Here is a 16,383-nt window from a genome sequence, read left to right as displayed (position 1 = left end):
TGATCTCCCGGTCTCTCGAAAGTGCTGACGAGGCGCATCACCTTCACGCGGAAGCGCGGGGGGCGGGGCTTGAGCGCCTGCCCGCCCACCGGTTTCGCGCGGGGCGCCTGTCATCGCGGAGGGAGCTAGTTGATGGCCTTGTAGCGGCGGGCCATGTCCTTGAAGTACTTGATGCCGTTGTCGAGCGAGTTCTCGATGGCGTCCATCAACAGGGTGCGGAAGACGCCCTCCGCGCCGCGCAGGGACTCGTAGTAGCGCTGGCGATCGATGGAGTGGATGATCGCCGGCATGTAGCCGTTGCGCAGCAGCACCAGGTTGGTGAGCATCCGGCCGACCTTCCCGCTGTTCTCCGTGAAGGGGAAGATCTGCATGAACCGGTGCTGCGCCACCGCCGCCTGCTTGATGGGATGGAACTCGCGGTACTCCGCGCTGCCCGTGTAGTCCACGAACTTCTCCAGCGCGGGCTGGATCTTCGCCGGCTGGGCGATCTCGTGGAAGTAGGTGCGGTGCAGGGGCATGTCCTTGCGGTAGCCGCTGCGCTCGCGCTCCTTGGCCAGTTCCTTCTCCGAGCGATCGCGCCGCTCCATGTTGGAGCGCGCGCTGAGCGCCTCGGGCGTGTTGCCACACACCAGGTCGTGGATGCGCTTGATGGTGGTGAGCGTGATCTGCGCCTGCTTCTTGCCCGTGGCCGCCGCCTCCTCGCGCAGGTAGTCACACGCGGCCTTGTGGTTGCGCACCTCGAGCACCACGGGGATCATCGCCGGGTCCATGGCGGCCCGTTCGGGGAAGAGCGCCGAGACCAGCTCCTGTTGGCTGTACACCGTCCCTTCAAGCGCCGCGTCGTGATAGATCCACGACATCTCGAAGCGCTCGAGGAACTCACGACCCTTGTCCTTGTAGATGCCAAGGTAGTCGCGCAGCGCTTCGTTCTTCTCGTCAATCTCTTGGTAGCGTTCCTTCACGGACGTGACGCTCCTTCACACCGGCTCCCTGCATGAAGCGGCGGCTCGGGCGGACATCTCCCGAGAGCCGGGACCACGGGCACTGGATTGTAGAAATTCCAGGTGTTTAGGACAATTAAAACGCCATGGTTCTTCACAAGCTGACGAGGAAGACCTCGCACGCCTGGTCCAGGAGATCCTTGGACAGGGCGGGCGGGATCTGCCGATAGCGGGCCGCGTCCCGGATGAGCTGCACCAGATCGCGAGGGTGGCAGGCGCGCAGCTGCATGTTGCGCGGCCGATAGTAGTGCTCGAACAGGTAGGTGACAGCCTGCTCCACGTAGGGAATGCCCGCTGCTTCACACACATTCGCGAAGATGTCGCGGTAGACGTCCTCGTCGGGGTTGGTGACCTCGATCTTGTACTTGATGCGCCGCAGGAAGGCCTCGTCCACCAGCTCCTTGGGGTCCAGGTTGGTGGAGAAGACGAGGAGCTGATCGAAGGGAATCTCGAACTTCTTGCCCGTGTGCAGGGTGAGGAAGTCCACCCGCTTCTCCAGGGGGACGATCCACCGGTTGAGCAGATCCGTGGGGTGGACCTTCTGGCGGCCGAAGTCGTCGATGAGGAGCATCCCGCCGTTGGCCTTCACCTGGAAGGGGGCTTCGTAGAAGCGGGCCGTGGGCGAGTAGATGAGATCCAGCGTCTCGAGCGTCAGTTCACCGCCCACCACCACCGCGGGGCGCCGGCACAGTTGCCAGCGGTGGTCCATCTCGAAGGTCTGCCGGCGGCCCGCCGCGTCGCGCTCGCTCTCCAGGCGCACGGGGATGTGGTTGAGGGCGTCGAAGACCTTGATGATCTGGTTGTCGATCTCCAGGCAGTGGGGGATGAAGACCTCGCCGCCGAACATGCGGCTGATGGCCTCGGCGAGGCTCGTCTTGCCGTTGCCCGGAGGGCCATAGAGGAAGAGCGAGCGGCCCGAGTTCACCGCCGGGCCCAGCTTGTCCATCAGGTCCGCGGACACGGTGAGGTGGCTCAAGCCCATCACCAGATCCTCGCGGCTGATGACGGGGCTCTCCTCGGTCTGCGCGGTGATGAGGGCGTTGTACTGCTCGATGGGGATGGGGGCGGGGCCCACGTAGGTGCTGCGCTCGATGGCGCCGCGCGCGTACTCGCGGCCGCGCTCGGAGAGCACGAAGTCCACCGAGGCGCGGCCAAAGCCCTTGCCACCCCGGAGGTCCACCAGCTTCTCGGAGGTGAGGAACTCCACCACGGCCTCGATGACCGCGGGCCAGGGCAGGCGCATCTCCTGGGCGATGTCCATGCCGGTGGCGGTGCCCTGGTAGTACAGGTAGCGCAGGGCGATGTCCGACAGCAGGCCCATCTTCAGCCCCGTTTCCTCGAGCGACTTCGGCTCCGCGGGAGCGATGTCGAGGATGGCGGGGTTTTCCAGGCCGAAGGGATTGGGTGGGGCGACGTACTCGGGGCGCATCGGTTTCTCCTTCTTAGCCCATCCGCCCCGGTTTCGGCACGTCCCGCGCGCCCCCCGGCCGTCAGGAAACCTTAGATATAGGTGAGCCAGTGCGCGTAGCGCGGTTCCAGGCCGCGGACGGCTCGGAAGTAGGTCTCCTGGACATACTGGGTGATGGGGCCGGGCTTGCCCTCGCCCACGGTGCGGTTGTCCACCTCGCGCACGGGGGTGATCTCCGCGGCGGTGCCGGTGAAGAAGACCTCGTTGGAGATGTAGAGCGCGTCGCGGGTGACGGTGACTTCCTCCACCTCGCGGCCCGAGTCGCGGAGGATGCGCAGGACCGAGTCGCGGGTGATGCCATCCAGGATGGGCGAGGACAGGGGCGGCGTCTTGATGACGCCCTTCTTGTTCACCAGGAAGATGTTCTCGCCCGAGGCCTCGGCGACGAAGCCGCTGATGTCCAGGAGGATGGCCTCGTCATAGCCGCCGAGCACCGCCTCGCGCTTGGCGAGGATGGAGTTGACGTACTGGCCGGAGATCTTCCCGCGCACCATGTTCACGTTGACGTGCATGCGCGTGAAGGAGCTCACCTTGGCGCGGATGCCCTCGCGGATGCCCTTGTCCCCGAGGTAGGCGCCCCAGTCCCAGGCGGTGATGGCCACGCGCGTGGGGTTGATGGCGCCCAGTCCCATGGCGCCATCCCCCATGAAGGCGATGGGGCGCAGGTAGGCGCCATTGGCGAAGAGCTCCTTCTGCGTGCGCAAGAGCTCCAGGCACCCCTCGGTGACCTGCTCGCGGGTGAAGGGCATCTTCATCATGCAGATGTGGGTCGAGTCGAACAGGCGATCGATGTGCTCGCGCAGTCGGAACACCGCGAGTCGGCCATCGTGGGTGCGGTAGGCGCGAATTCCCTCGAAGGCCCCCAGCCCGTAGTGCAGGGCGTGGGTCATGATGTGCACCTGACCCTCCTCCCATTTGACCAGCTTGCCGTCGAGCCAGATCTCATCGGAGCGCAGCACGTTGGGGGAGGTGGAACTCATGAGGGGAGCGTCCTTTGGGAGAGAGGGGAACCGCGCTGCGGCATTCTTCGTGGGTGGGTGTTCCAAGTCAAAACAATGCGAGGGGGCGCGGGACGTGGCTCAACCCTGGGCGATCCGCGCGAGCTGCCCCTTGGCCTTCTCGATATCTCCCTCGTGCTTGAGGACCAGGTTCAACGTCGCCGCCACCAGGTCCGCGGACAGCGTCTCCGCGTTGAGCAGCGCCAGGCTCTGCGCCCAGTCGATCGTCTCGCTGATGGAGGGGGACTTCTTCAAGTCCAGCTCGCGGATCGCCGCCACCGCCTCCACCACCTGTTCGAGGAGCGTGCGGGACACGTCGGGCAGGCGCCGGCGCAGGATGCGCAGCTCCCGCTCGCGATCCGGAAAGTCGATGTGCAGGTGCAGGCAGCGCCGCTTGAGCGCGTCCGATAGCTCCCGGGCGTTGTTCGACGTGAGCACCACCCGGGGCACGTGCCGGGCCGAGAAGGTGCCCAGCTCGGGGATCGTCACCGCGTTGTCCGACAACACCTCCAACAGGAAGGCCTCGAACTCGGGGTCCGCCTTGTCGATCTCATCCACCAGCAACAGCGCCGGCATGTCCGACAGCAGGGACTGGAGGATGGGGCGGGGCAGCAGGAAGCGCTCGGAGAAGAACACCGCGTCGCTCGTGGCCAGCCGGTCCGCGGCTTCTCCGAGGGTGCTCGCGCCGTGCACCATCTCGCCAATCTTGTCCTTGAGCAGCTGGGTGTAGAGCAGCTGCTTGGCGTACTCCCACTCGTAGAGCGCCTTGGCCTCGTCCAGACCCTCGTAGCATTGCAGCCGGATGAAGCGCCGCCCGAGCGCCTGGGCCAGCGCCTTGGCCAGCTCCGTCTTGCCCACTCCGGCCGGGCCCTCCACCAGGATGGGTTTCTGGAGCCGATCCGCCAGGAAGCTCGCGGTGGAGATTTCTGGAGAGGCCAGGTACCCCACCTGCTCGAGGCGCGTCGCCGCGTCCTCCACGTTGGCCAGGAAATGCGCTGCGGTTGATGGAGAAGGGGGGCTCACGGGCCCGAACTTAGTCGAAGGTTTTTCAGGTCACTGCGGCAAAAATGCCAGACCCGCCGTTCCACTGTGTCTCCCAAGAAGCTCGCTCTCTGTGCAAGTCAGCGGAACAACTGTGGAAATCCATTTCGCACAGACGGCACGCCGCGTGCATTCGACAGTCACCATCCAAACGGAGGTGGCGGTCATGTCCTGGCTGTGGCGGATGGTGCTGGTAGCGGTGGTGACCCTGGTTCCAGGCGCCTTCTTGCTGCTCGTGTCCTACCTGGCCACCCGGACGATGTGGGAGCACTGGCGCCTGGCGCAGCAAGAGTCACTGACCAGCGGTGTCCCGGTGTCGTTCCGGGAGGTGCTGGCCACGGTGCACGTGAAGGATCTGGTGCAGCAGGCCCGGGCCGCGCTGTAGGCGCGCGGCCCGGAGGCCACGCGCCAGCAGCGGAGCCCGGCGGGACTACTTGTCCAGCTCGTCCACCAGCGAGGTCCAGTCGGCCTCGTCGGAGGCGGGCGACGCGGGAATGGGCATCATCACGGTGCGCTCGGACACCTCGTCATCGTCCCCGAGCGACGGAGGCGGCGCGGCCGGAGCCGGGCGCTTGGCGGGAGCGGCGGCGGCGGCCGGTTTGGCGACGGGGCGGGGCGCGGCACGGCCCGGAGCCGGGGGAGCGGCGGGGGCGGCGGTGGGAACCTGCTGCGTGGCGAACAGTTCCTCCTCCGTGGCGGTGGGCGGGGGCGTCTTGGCGGCCACGACGTTGGGCGCGGCGGGCGACTTGGTCTTGAAGCGGGCGAGCTCCAGCTCGGCGACCTTGAGCGCCTTGCTCTTCTCCTGCACGGACTGCTGCAGCCGGGCGATCTCCTGGGCCTTGAGGGCCTCGCGACGCTCCAGTTCCGCCTTCTGACGGGCGTTGAGGTCCTCGAGTTCCTTCTGCTGCCGGGCCTCCAGCTCCTTGCGCTCCTTGAGGGCGGCGGCCGACTTGGCGGCGGCCTCGGTGGCCTTGGCCTCGGCGGCGGCCGCGCGGGTGGTCAGCTCCTTCTCCACGCGGGCCTTGGTGGCCACGGCGCTCTCCACCGCGAGATCCAGCTCCTGGATCTTCTTCGTCCGGAGGGTGATCTGCGCCTGGGCTTCCTTGAGCTTCGCATCCGCCTCGGCGGCGCGGGTCTGCAGCTCCTGGGTGAGCTGCGCGGAGCGGGCCTCGGCGCGCGACACCTTGGCGGTGAGCTCGTCCGAGACGCGCTTGGCCTCGGCGCGCTCCTGGGCCTGGGCCTGCTGGAGCGCCTGGGTCTGGGACTGGGCCTGGGCGAGGGACGCGCTCAGGGCCTCGCGGTCCGACTGGAGCTTCGCCTGGTGGGCTCCCGCGGTGCGCAGCTGCTCATCGCGCGCGGCCAGCTGCTTGCGCGCGTTGTCCAGCTCCGTGTTGAGCGCGGCGAGCTGCCGGGCCGTCTCTTCCTGGGCGCGCTTGACCTGCTCGGCCTCGTCGTGACGGCGCTCCTCGAGCTGCTTGATCTGCTCGGAGCGGGCGGCCACCTCGCCGCGGAAGCGCTCCTTGTCCTGCGTCGCCACGCTGAGCTTCTGGATCGTGTCGGACAGGTCCTGGTTCTTCTGCTCGGCGTCCTTCTCCAGCAGCTCGATGCGGCGCTGCGACTCGGTCGTGAGCGTGTTGAAGCGCTCCTGGAGGGTGTGGTGCTCCTCCTCGGAGTGCGCGAGCTTCGAGCGCAGCTCGGTGACCTCGGCGACGCTGCTGCCCAGCTCCTGCTTGACGAGGAAGAGCTGCTCCTCGAGCTCCTGGCCCTGATCGCGCGCCTGGGCGAGCTGGGTCTCCAGGTTGGCCTGGGTGGTGGTGGCCTGCTGCTGGGTCTGCGTGTGAGCGGCCTGCTCGCCGGTGAGCGCTTCGCGCGTGGCGGCGAGGTCGCCCTCGGTCTCGGCCAGCTTGTTGCGAGTCTGTCCCAACTGCTCGGACAGCTCCTCCTCCATGGCCGTCTTGAGGGCCTCGGTCTCCTGGAGCACGCCGTTGACGCGGGTGATCTCCGCCTTGGCGGCGCTCAGCTCGGTCTCGCGCTCGGTGCGCTCCTGGACGGTGCGCGCGAGCTCGTCGCGGGTCTGCTCGAGCTGCCCCTGGGTCTCGGTGAGGCTCTGGGTGGTGGCCTCGAGTTCGCCGCGCGTGGTGGCCAGCGTCTCCTCGGTGGAGGCGAGCTTGTCCTGCGTGGTGGCGAGGGTGGCCTGGGTTTCGGTGAGGCTCTGGGTGGTGGCGTCCAGCTCGCCGCGCGTGGTGGACAGCGTCTCTTCCGTCGCCGAGAGCTTGGCCTCGGTGGAGGTGAGCGTCGTCTGCGTCTCGGTGAGGCTCTGGGTGGTGGCCTCGAGTTCGCCGCGCGTGGTGGACAGCGTCTCTTCCGTCGCCGAGAGCTTGGCCTCGGTCGCCGAGAGCTTCGTCTCGGTGGAAGCGAGCGTCGTCTGGGTCTCGGCGAGGGTGGCCTGGGTCTCGGTGAGGCTCTGGGTGGTGGCCTCGAGCTCGCCGCGCGTGGTGGCCAGCGTCTCCTCGGTCGCCGAGAGCTTGGCCTCGGTGGAGGCGAGCGTCGTCTGCGTCTCGGTGAGGGTGGCCTGGGTCTCGGTGAGCGTCTGGCTGGTGGCGTCCAGCTCGCCGCGCGTGGTGGCCAGCGTCTCCTCGGTGGAGGCGAGCTTGTCCTGCGTGGTGGCGAGGGTGGCCTGAGTCTCGGTGAGCGTCTGGCTGGTGGCGTCCAGCTCGCCGCGCGTGGTGGCCAGCGTCTCCTCGGTTGCCGAGAGCTTGGCCTCGGTGGAGGCGAGCGTCGTCTGCGTCTCGGCGAGGGTGGCCTGGGTCTCGGTGAGCGTCTGGCTGGTGGCGTCCAGCTCGCCGCGCGTGGTGGCCAGCGTCTCTTCGGTCGCCGAGAGCTTCGTCTGGGTCTCGGTGAGCGTCTGGCTGGTGGCTTCCAGCTCGCCCTTGAGGTGGGAGATCCGCTCGTCGCGATCGGTGACGGTCTCCTGGAGCGCCTGGATCTGTCCGTTGAGCTCGGCTTCCGAGGCGGTCTTGGCGGCGTCCAGCTCGTTGCGCGACTGGGTGAGGGCCTCGATTTCGGCCGTCAGCTCGGCCTCGCGGTCGGCCAGGTGCGTCTTGGCGGCCTCGACCTCGCCCTCCAGCTCGCCGATGCGCTCCATCTGCTGCTGGATGTTGGCGTTGAGCTCGGCCTCGTGGCTCTCGTTGCGGGCGATGGTCTCCTGCAACTCCCGATCGAGCGTGGCGATCTTCGCCTCACGCTCCTCGAGCCGCTGGGTCAGGTCGCTCTGCTGCGCGTCCTTGTCCTGCTGGAGCTGATCCCGCTCGCCGGTGGTGCGGGCCAGGTCCGTTTCCAGGCCGGAGATCTGCTCGCTGAGGCGGGCCTCGAGCGCGGCACGCTCGGCGTTGATCTTCTGGATCTCCGCGTCCGCGCGAGCACCATGGTCCTCGGCCGCGGCGGCGCGGGCCTCGAGGTCGCGCACCGAGGTGTCGCGCTCCTGCTCGGTCTGCGCCAGCCGCTCCTGCAGCGCCTGGATCTCCCCGTTCAGCTCGGAGTAGCGCTGATCGCGCTCGCCGATGGTGCGGGCCAGCTCGGCGTCGAGCGTTTCGGTGTTCTGCTGGCGGCGGGCCAGCTCGGCCTCATGGGCCTGCACCGTCTCGGTGAGCTTCTGCTCCTTGACCTCGAACTCGAGCGTGACGACGCTCAGGTGCTTCTCGAGCTTGTCGTACTCGTCGCGGACGTAGGCGATCTCCGAGGCGCGGCGGTTGAGTTCCTCCTCGCGGTTGGACGCTTCGCGGCGAAGGACGTTGATGTCCTTCTCCTTGGAGGCGACCACCTCGATGAGATCCTTCTCGGCGGAGAACTTCTGCAGGAGCAGGTCGTCCACGGTCGCGCCGTGCTCGCGCTCCTTCTGCAGCGTCGCCTGCTGGGCCTCGTTGAAGCGCCGCAGCAGGTCATCCACCTGCATCTTGAGGCCCTGCAGCTCCACGTCCTTGTCGTGGAGACGATCCTCGACGGACAGCAGCTCGCGCTCGCGGACGTTCCACACCTCGGAGAGGCGGGCGATCTGCGACTCGCGCACCTTGAGCTCGTCGCGCAGCAGCTGCACCTTGCCCTCGGGCGTGCCCATCAAGTCACGCCGCGGGGGCGGGCGCTTGAGCTGACGCGACTCGGCGAGCAGTTCCGCCTTGCGATCCGCGATGGACTGGAAGGCGCGCTCGAGGAAGGAGCGATCCTCCTCGGTGATGGCGCTGCGGCGCTCGCGCTTGGGCAGGCGGGGCGGACCGCCCGCGGGCGTGGGCGGACCCTTCAAGGGCGGCGGCACGCTGGGCGGACCGTCGCGGGGAGCGGTCTGCTGAGCGGCATCCTCGCCGGGAGGCAGGATGTCGACGCTCATCGACGCCAGCTCGCCCATGTCGAAGGGGATGAGCAGGTAGCCATCCGCGGCTCCGGCGCTCTGGCGGTGCTGCTCAAGACCCTCGCGGCTCATCTCCTCGGAGACCAGCAGGACCTTGAGGTTGTGGCCCCACTTGCCACGCTTGATCTGCCCACAGATGCTGAGGCCGGACTGATCACTCCCCTTGAGCTCGGCATTGATCACGAGCAGGTCGGGTCGACGCTTCTCGACCTCGCGCTGCGCATCCGCGGCGCTGGAGGCGATGGCCGTTTGATAACCCGCACTCTTGAGCACGGTGGCCATGCTCAGGGCGAAGTCATTCTTGCTCTCGACGATAAGGACGCGACGCTCCATGAGCCCTTTTTTCCCAGGAAAGTGCAATGAAAACCCGCACATCCTAGATCCGCACGGCAAGGCTTGGAAAGTTTCCCCGTCACGCTCGGTTGGCTGCCACACGAGGGCCCGCGACTTCGGGGCCCTTACGCGGGTTTACCGCGTGCGCCTCCCTGGATCTTTGCATCGGCAGCGGCAGCGGGCTGTTCATCGCGGCCGGGGAAGGTGGTGGGAGGCGTGTGCCGGGCGAAGCGGGTGCCCTCGGGGGGGCAGTAGCCGTGGGCGAGCTGGGCGAACCAGGGATTGAGCCGGGAGGCGGGAGGCTCGCGCGGCGGCTCCTGGGCGGATTCGGTCTCCTGGAGCTCCTCGTTGCTGATCTCCTCGGGCTCCTCCAGGGGGAGGGCGTTGCGGGGGGTCAGCGAGGCGTCGTCGTCCTGGAGCGCCTGGGCGTGTGAGGAAGAGATCTCCTCGGGTTCATCCTCCTCGACGGGCACGCGAGCCGCGGGCGCGGGGGCGGGCGGATCGGCGGGTCGAGGTGTGCTGGAGGCGCGGCCCCGAGGGGGGAGCGGCGGGATCGCGATCGACGGGCGCGAGGGGCGCGGCACTTCCATGGAGATCGACGGGCGCGAGGGCAGGGCGGGGGGCCGGACTGGCTCGGGTTCAGGCGTGGAGATGGCGCGCGTGCTCATGCTGGCCCGCGCGGGAATGGGCGGAGGGGCCACGGGGGGCGGAGGGGCGGCGGGAGGCGGGGCCGCGGGAGGGGGTGGGGCGGACGGCTCGCGCAGGGGCAGGCCCATCACCACGGGTGGACCCTCGGGCCGATAGCTGTCCGGCTCGGTCTTCACGAGGCGGGTGTCGAAGCCCTCCTCGAGCAGCGCCATGCCCACCACGACGGGCGGCTCATCGTTCCCGGGCATGCCCTGTCCCGGGTCCGTGTCCGGCATCGCGGGGGCGGGAGGTTCCACGGGGCCCTCGGCGGGCCGCGCCGCCGCGCCCACGTTGCCCATGAGCGCGAGGACCCGGTTGGTGGGCGTGCCGATCGTCGTCGCCTGGATCTCCCCGCTCTCGGACTTCTCGCGCCGCACGGGTTGCTTGCCGAGCAGACCATCATAGAGGTCCAGCAGCTGGCCCCGGATGCGTCCCGCGTCGAGTGTCTTCTGCGCGGCGGCGCGGGCCTGCTGGCCGAGCGCGATCCGCCGGGGCACATCGCGCGCCAGCTCGAGGATGCGCTCGGCGAGCGCCTTGGCGTCTCCGGGGGGGTAGAAGACACCGGCCGAGGCGGGGACGAGTTCGCGCGTCACCGGCAGGTCCGAGGCGAGCACGGGCCGGCCCGCGGCGAGGTACTCGGACACCTTGGCGAGCGCGCCGCCCTGGACGCGGTTGCGGTCCACGTCGTCCAGGGGCAGCACGCCCACGTCCGCGAGCGTGAGCACCTTGGCCACGTCATCGTGGCTCACGGCGGGCTGGAACTCCACGTGCTGCTTGAGGCCCAGCTCGGCCACGAGGTCTTCCAGGTGGGGTTGCCAGTCGGGGTGGCGCGCGCCCACGAGCGTCAGCCGCACGTCCACTTCCTTCACCGCCAGCGCGAGCCCCCGCAGGAGCCCCGCGAGGCCCTGCCAGGCAACCTGGCTGCCCAGGTACATCAGCCGCATGGGACTGCCATCGGGCACGCCGAGCGCCTCGGGGGTATAGGGCGTGAGGTCCACGGGCGCGCGCACCACGTGGACCGACTCGTCCGGCACGCCGAGCGAGCGGATGTAGGCGCCCGTGGTGGCCGAGCCGGTGATGACCCGGTCCGCGTTCATCAGGCAGAAGAGCTCCTGGCGCCGGACCTTCGAGAGGAACTTGCGGTCCCCCTCGAGCTGCGGGTGCGTGTAGCGCAGCTCTTGCGAGGGGAAGCTCTGGGCCTCGTACACGAGCCGGTAGCCGTAGTCCCCCTTGAGTTCGCACAGGGCGTAGCCGCCGAAGGGATCGGTGAAGTGCGCGAGCGCGTACTCCTCGCTCTCCAACTGGCGCCGCACCGCGCGCTCGAAGGATTGGATGCGCGAGGCGAGGTCGCCGGAGCCCACGGGGACGCGCAGCAGGCGCGCGCTCTCGTACTTCTCGATGTGGGTATGGTCCGGCGTCTTCACCGAGAGCACCACCACCGTGAACCGGTCGGGCAATGCCTTCAGGTACTCGGTCACCCGGCGTGAGGAGCCTGACGGACCGGGGATGACGTCAAAGCTGCACAGCAGGAGTCTGGGCAGGTCGCTCAAAGCGGGCGGGAGAATACAAAGGCCCCTCCCGGCTTGTCACCGTCCCTGGCCAATCTGACGAGGTATCCCCACGAACAGATGCGAAATCGTCCGTTGACCGGGATTTTCCCCCCCACTAAGCCCTTGAGTGCTTATGGCCGACCTCAAGAGCGTCATGGTGGAGCACCTGCGGCAGTTGGCCCACACGCATCTGGAACGAGGAAAGGGCCGTCCTGGCCTGCTCGGGGCCATCGTGAGGGGGGTATCGGGGTTGGTCCGGCGCATGGGCCTGGGGCCGCCCGAGGCGCCCGTCGCCGCCTCGTCCTCGGACAAGCCCGAGGACAAGGGCCCTCCCGCTACGCCCAGGCGTCCGCTGCCCGGGGATGATGACGAGAAGACCCCCGTCTACGTCCCGCCCCAGCCGGCGCGGGTCGTCACCTTTCCGCCCAAGCCCAAGCCCCACCGGCCTTCCCCGGATGAGGAGGTCACCCTCTTTGGCCCCCAGGCGCCGCCCGCCTCGCCCGAGGTCACGCCCACGGAGCCGTCCGCCGCGGAGCCGCTGGTGGAGGGGTTCTTCGTGGCGCGCATCGCCGGAGAGGAGGAGGCCTCGCGCCATCACCTCACCGGGAATTCCGGATCGCCGCCCCCGGGGGCGGGACATCCGGACTCCCTGGGCGGACTGCCGAGGGAGTACGGGGACGACACGCTCCTGTTGCTGCCGCGCGATCCGCACACGCTCTTCGTCCTCTGGGACTTCAGTGCCGCCAGCCGCCAACGCGCCCTGGCCGGGCTGGAGTCCCCGAGCGCCGTGCTGCGTCTCTTCAATGATCAGGGCCGCGTGCTGAGCACGATCGACATCTCGCTCGAGTCGCGTGGCTACTACCTGCATGGCCTTCCGGCGGCCCAGCCCTACCGGGTCGAGGTCCACTTCGTCGGCCGGAAAGGGGGCTCGCGCCGCATCGGCCCCTCGTCCAACCGGGTCTTCCTCCCTCCCTCGGGGCCTTCTCCGGACACCTCGGTGCGGTTCCTCCGCGTGCCGCCCCTCACGGCCCAAAGGCCGTCCCCGGAGCAGAAGTCCGCCACCCCCTCCCTCCGCGTGGGGCCCGTCGAGGAGCGCGCGTACATCACCTGGCGGCGCGTGACCCTGCCGGGCAGCGTGGAGGCCCAGGTCATGGCTCGGCGCCAGCCTACCCGTGACGAACCGGGGACCGCCCCGGAAGGGGGAGCCCCTTCGCCGGAGTACCTGCACGCTCCCCGTATGGAGGGGTCCTCGGAGCGGGCTCCGGCCATCGCCGCCCCCGAAGGGCGGCCGTGGTTCGGCTCCTCCGGGCCCGTGGGCTCCTCGGAGCAGGCTCCTGGTGCCCTGGGACAGGGTGGAGACGCGGGACAGTGGCTCGGGTCCATCGGTCGGGCGGGTTCCTCCGAGCAGGTGCCGGGGGCGGAGGGTCATTGGTACTGGTCCTCCGGGCCCGTGGGCTCCTCCGAGCAGGGTCCGGGGCAGGGGGAAATCGGAAGCGGGTGGAGCGGAGCGGCTGGTCCCGCGGGATCCTCCGAGCAAGGTCCAGGCGCGGGCAGCGCGGGACAAGGGGAGGGGCAATGGGTGTGGTGGTACGGAGCCGTGGGGTCCTCGGGGCCCGCGGGCTCTTCGGAACAATGGGTGGGGTCGTATGGTCCGGCGGGGGCTTCCGAGCAGGGCGCCCTGGGGCGTCCGGACCTGCCTTCGTCTCCGGTTCGATGAGGGAGACGACATGACCATCGGCTCGCTCGCGCTCGTCCTGCACGCCCACCTGCCGTTCGTCCGGCATCCCGAGTACGAGGATTTCCTGGAGGAGGACTGGCTCTACGAGGCCATCTCCGAGACGTACCTGCCGCTGTTGCTCATGTTCGACCGGCTGGCCGAGGAGGAGATCCCTTTCCGGCTGACGCTCACGCTCACGCCCACGCTCGTCACGATGCTCGGCGACGAGCTGCTCATGGGCCGCTACGCGCGCCGGCTCGATGCGCTGTGCGAGCTGGGCGCGCGCGAGGTGCACCGCACCCGGAACGATCCCATCTTCGCGCCCATCGCCCGCTTCCACCGGGACCACTTCGAGTCCCTGCGCACCGCCTTCCACGGGCGCTACAAGCGCGATCTGGTGGGCGCCTTCCGCTCGCTGCAGAACGCGGGCTTCCTGGAGATCATCACGTGTGGGGCCACGCACGGCTTCCTGCCGCTGATGCAGCAGACGCCCGAGGCGGTGCGCGCGCAGATTTCCGTGGCCGCCAACCACTACCGGCTCACCTTCGGCCGGAACGCGCCCGGCATCTGGCTGCCCGAGTGCGGCTACTTCCCCGGCGTGGAGAAGTTCCTCGCCGCCGAGCACATCCGCTACTTCTTCGTGGACACCCATGGCCTCACGGACGCCACGCCCCGGCCGTTGCATGGTCCGTTCGCGCCCGTCTACACCGAGGCGGGCGTGGCCGCGTACGCGAGGGATCCGGAGAGCAGCCAGCAGGTGTGGAGCGCCGAGCGGGGCTATCCGGGCGACCCCGTCTACCGCGAGTTCTACCGGGACATCGGCTGGGATCTGGAGCTGGATCAGGTCCGGCCCTTCGTGCAGCCCACGGGGGGGCGGAAGAACACGGGCTTCAAGTACTACCGGATCACGGGCAAGACCCAGGACAAGCAGCCCTACGCACCGGACGTCGCGCGCGAGCGGGCAGCCGTCCACGCGGGCAACTTCCTCTTCAACCGCCAGCGGCAGCTCGAGTGGCTCGCGGGCAAGGTGCATGGCCGCCAGCCCGTGGTGGTGGCCCCCTATGATGCCGAGCTCTTCGGACACTGGTGGTTCGAGGGCCCCTGGTTCCTCGACGCGCTGCTGCGCAAGGTGGCCCGGGAGCAGGACACCTTCCGACTCGTGACGCCCTCGGACGACCTGGCGGCGTTCCCGGAGAATCAGGTGGCCACGCCGCCCCTGTCCTCCTGGGGGGCGGGCGGCTACGCCCACATGTGGCTGGAGGGGGCCAACGATTGGATCTACCGCCACCTCCACCATTGCGCCCGATTGATGGTGGCCCTGGCGAAGGATTTTCCCAACCCCTCCACGCTTCAGCGGCGGGTGCTCAACCAGGCCGCGCGGGAGCTCCTGGTGGCGCAGTCCTCGGATTGGGCCTTCATCATGAAGACGGGCACCATGGTGGAGTACGCCGTGCGCCGCACGCGCGAGCACCTGGAGCACTTCCTGAGCCTGCACGAGCAGGTGACCCACGGCCGCATCGACGAGGCGTCGCTGGCCCGGCTCGAGGGCTCGCTCAACCTCTTTCCGGAGATGGATTACCGGGTCTACCGGCCGCTTTGACCGTGGAACCGCACCCGAGGTGTGGGTTTCCCGGGAAGAGACGGGCGCGTTCCCTGTTCTGACCTCACACGGGGCAGGTGACATACCCGCCTTGCCTTGGCGTCTTTGCGTCTTATCTCGGGAGAGACATGAATAAGCGAATGACCCTTCCGCGGGGTGCCGTTGCCGGTGCCCTCATCGTTGTCCTGCCCGCGTTGGCGCCCGCCCAGACGGCGGCGCCTCCCGCGTCCGGCACGCTTCAACCCGCTACCCGGGAGGCGCAGGCCCTGCCCTCGCTCGCCCCGTTGGTCGAGTCGGTGAAGAGCGCCGTCGTCAACGTGGACGTCCAGTCCAAGAGCGGCGCGTCCGAGGAGTACGAGGGGATGCGGAATCCCTCCTTCGGGAGCGAGGATCCCTGGAGTGGCCGGCGCCGCGAGCAGCCCATCCGCCAGGGCACGGGCTCGGGCTTCATCATCGATCCCAAGGGCCTGGTGTTGACCAACAACCACGTCGTCGAGGGCGCGGTGGCCATCCGCGTGCGCCTGGATGACGGGCGTTCCTTCTCCGCGGAGATCGTCGGCAGGGATCCGCTCACCGACGTGGCCCTCATCCAGCTCAAGAAGGCGGACAAGCTGCCCACGGTGAAGCTGGGAGACTCGGACGCGATGCGCGTGGGCGACTGGGTGGTGGCCATTGGCAACCCGTTCGGTCTGGCCTCGAGCGTGAGCAGCGGCATCCTCTCCGCGCGGGCGCGCAACATCCACGCGGGGCCTTATGACGACTTCCTGCAGACGGACGCCGCCATCAACCCGGGCAACTCGGGCGGTCCGCTCTTCAACCTCAAGGGCGAGGTGGTGGGCATCAACACCGCCATCGTGGGCGGCGGCACGGGCATCGGGTTCTCGGTGCCGAGCAACCTGGTGAAGGCGCTCCTGCCCCAGTTGGAGAAGGACGGCGCGGTGACGCGTGCCTGGCTGGGCATCGGCATCCAGGATCTGAACGCGGAGCTGGCTCAGGCGCTGAAGCTGCCCGTCAACGACGGAGCCATCGTCAACCTGGTGAACGACGACTCCCCGGCGGGTCGCGCGGGCGTGAGGACGGACGACGTCATCGTGGCCATCGACGGGCAGAAGGTGAGCTCGGGTGGAGAGCTGACTCGCTCGGTGGCGCTCAAGAAGCCGGGCAGCACCTCCACGGTGGAGCTCTTCCGCGACGGGAAGAAGCAGGCGGTGAAGGTGCAGCTGGGCACGCGTCCGGACCTCGAGAACCGGGGCGTGCGCCCGCGGCGCGGCGAGGAGTCCGACGAGCAGTCCTCCAGGGCCCGGGTGGGCCTGTCCCTGAACAACGTGGATCCGCGGCTCACCCAGCGCATGGGGCTCAAGACGTCGCAGGGAGCGTTGATCACGGAGGTGCAGCCGGGCTCTCCCGCGGAGCGCGCCGAGCTGGAGCCGGGCATGGTGGTGGTGGAGGCGGACCGCAAGCCGGTGGCCAGCGCGGAGGCCCTGGCGGCGCTCATCCGCAAGGCGCCCTCCGGGAGCACCGTGCTGCTGCGCGTGGTGCTGCCGAACGGACGCATGCTGCGCGCCCTGCCCATTCCCTGAGCGCGG

10 protein-coding genes are annotated in these 16,383 nt (G+C 69.0%); 4 read left to right on the top strand and 6 right to left on the bottom strand.

The features are described from left to right. Positions 1-125 precede the first annotated feature (125 nt). From MEBOL_RS00960 to MEBOL_RS00945, 4 genes are all read right to left on the bottom strand, one after another. Positions 126-962, bottom strand: a complete 837-nt coding sequence (locus MEBOL_RS00960) for a Fic family protein (RefSeq protein ID WP_095975657.1) — start codon at positions 960-962, stop codon at positions 126-128. A 133-nt stretch (positions 963-1,095) separates the two neighbouring features. Beyond that, positions 1,096-2,430: an AAA family ATPase gene (locus tag MEBOL_RS00955; protein ID WP_095975656.1), complete on the bottom strand. Its 1,335-nt coding sequence runs from the start codon at positions 2,428-2,430 to the stop codon at positions 1,096-1,098. 71 nt (positions 2,431-2,501) lie between these two features. Beyond that, positions 2,502-3,449 (bottom strand): branched-chain amino acid transaminase, encoded by a 948-nt coding sequence (locus MEBOL_RS00950; RefSeq protein ID WP_095975655.1) that lies wholly within the window; start codon positions 3,447-3,449, stop codon positions 2,502-2,504. A 99-nt stretch (positions 3,450-3,548) separates the two neighbouring features. Beyond that, positions 3,549-4,490 (bottom strand): AAA family ATPase, encoded by a 942-nt coding sequence (locus MEBOL_RS00945; RefSeq protein ID WP_095975654.1) that lies wholly within the window; start codon positions 4,488-4,490, stop codon positions 3,549-3,551. Positions 4,491-4,674: 184 nt separating this feature from the next. Here MEBOL_RS00945 and MEBOL_RS00940 point away from each other — a divergent pair, with 184 nt between their 5' ends. After that, positions 4,675-4,893: a hypothetical protein gene (locus MEBOL_RS00940; protein WP_095982491.1), complete on the top strand. Its 219-nt coding sequence runs from the start codon at positions 4,675-4,677 to the stop codon at positions 4,891-4,893. A gap of 45 nt (positions 4,894-4,938) precedes the next feature. On the opposite strand, the gene MEBOL_RS00935 is transcribed toward MEBOL_RS00940, so the two are convergent. Together MEBOL_RS00935 and MEBOL_RS00930 are read right to left on the bottom strand one after the other, a co-directional pair. Further along, positions 4,939-9,243, bottom strand: coding sequence for a response regulator (locus MEBOL_RS00935; protein WP_095975653.1), 4,305 nt, complete (start codon positions 9,241-9,243; stop codon positions 4,939-4,941). Between the two features lie 125 nt (positions 9,244-9,368). Beyond that, positions 9,369-11,408, bottom strand: a complete 2,040-nt coding sequence (locus tag MEBOL_RS00930; RefSeq protein WP_245919340.1) for a glycosyltransferase — start codon at positions 11,406-11,408, stop codon at positions 9,369-9,371. A 205-nt stretch (positions 11,409-11,613) separates the two neighbouring features. On the opposite strand from MEBOL_RS00930, the gene MEBOL_RS00925 reads away from it, so the two are divergent. The 3 genes from MEBOL_RS00925 (at position 11,614) to MEBOL_RS00915 (ending at position 16,377) form a co-directional block, all read left to right on the top strand. Continuing rightward, on the top strand, positions 11,614-13,197 hold the full coding sequence (locus MEBOL_RS00925) for a DUF4912 domain-containing protein (RefSeq protein WP_095975651.1): 1,584 nt from the start codon (positions 11,614-11,616) through the stop codon (positions 13,195-13,197). Positions 13,198-13,207: 10 nt separating this feature from the next. Further along, entirely contained in the window at positions 13,208-14,797 is a 1,590-nt protein-coding gene (locus tag MEBOL_RS00920; protein WP_095975650.1) for a glycoside hydrolase family 57 protein, read from the top strand. A gap of 128 nt (positions 14,798-14,925) precedes the next feature. Beyond that, positions 14,926-16,377 (top strand): trypsin-like peptidase domain-containing protein, encoded by a 1,452-nt coding sequence (locus tag MEBOL_RS00915; RefSeq protein ID WP_095975649.1) that lies wholly within the window; start codon positions 14,926-14,928, stop codon positions 16,375-16,377. Positions 16,378-16,383 lie beyond the last annotated feature (6 nt).

This window comes from Melittangium boletus DSM 14713, from assembly GCF_002305855.1.
Classification (GTDB): Bacteria; Myxococcota; Myxococcia; order Myxococcales; family Myxococcaceae; genus Cystobacter; species Cystobacter boletus.
The sequence above is the reverse complement of the archived record's forward strand: the minus strand, read 5'-3'. Positions and strand labels throughout refer to the sequence as shown.

Bases quoted from the DNA above. Each gene is read 5' to 3' on its own strand.
- MEBOL_RS00955 (WP_095975656.1), bottom strand. From the start codon at position 2,430: ATGCGCCCCGAGTACGTCGCCCCACCCAATCCCTTCGGCCTGGAAAAC.
- MEBOL_RS00940 (WP_095982491.1), top strand. From the start codon at position 4,675: ATGTCCTGGCTGTGGCGGATGGTGCTGGTAGCGGTGGTGACCCTGGTT.
- MEBOL_RS00950 (WP_095975655.1), bottom strand. From the start codon at position 3,449: ATGAGTTCCACCTCCCCCAACGTGCTGCGCTCCGATGAGATCTGGCTC.
- MEBOL_RS00915 (WP_095975649.1), top strand. From the start codon at position 14,926: ATGAATAAGCGAATGACCCTTCCGCGGGGTGCCGTTGCCGGTGCCCTC.
- MEBOL_RS00935 (WP_095975653.1), bottom strand. From the start codon at position 9,243: ATGGAGCGTCGCGTCCTTATCGTCGAGAGCAAGAATGACTTCGCCCTG.
- MEBOL_RS00925 (WP_095975651.1), top strand. From the start codon at position 11,614: ATGGCCGACCTCAAGAGCGTCATGGTGGAGCACCTGCGGCAGTTGGCC.
- MEBOL_RS00920 (WP_095975650.1), top strand. From the start codon at position 13,208: ATGACCATCGGCTCGCTCGCGCTCGTCCTGCACGCCCACCTGCCGTTC.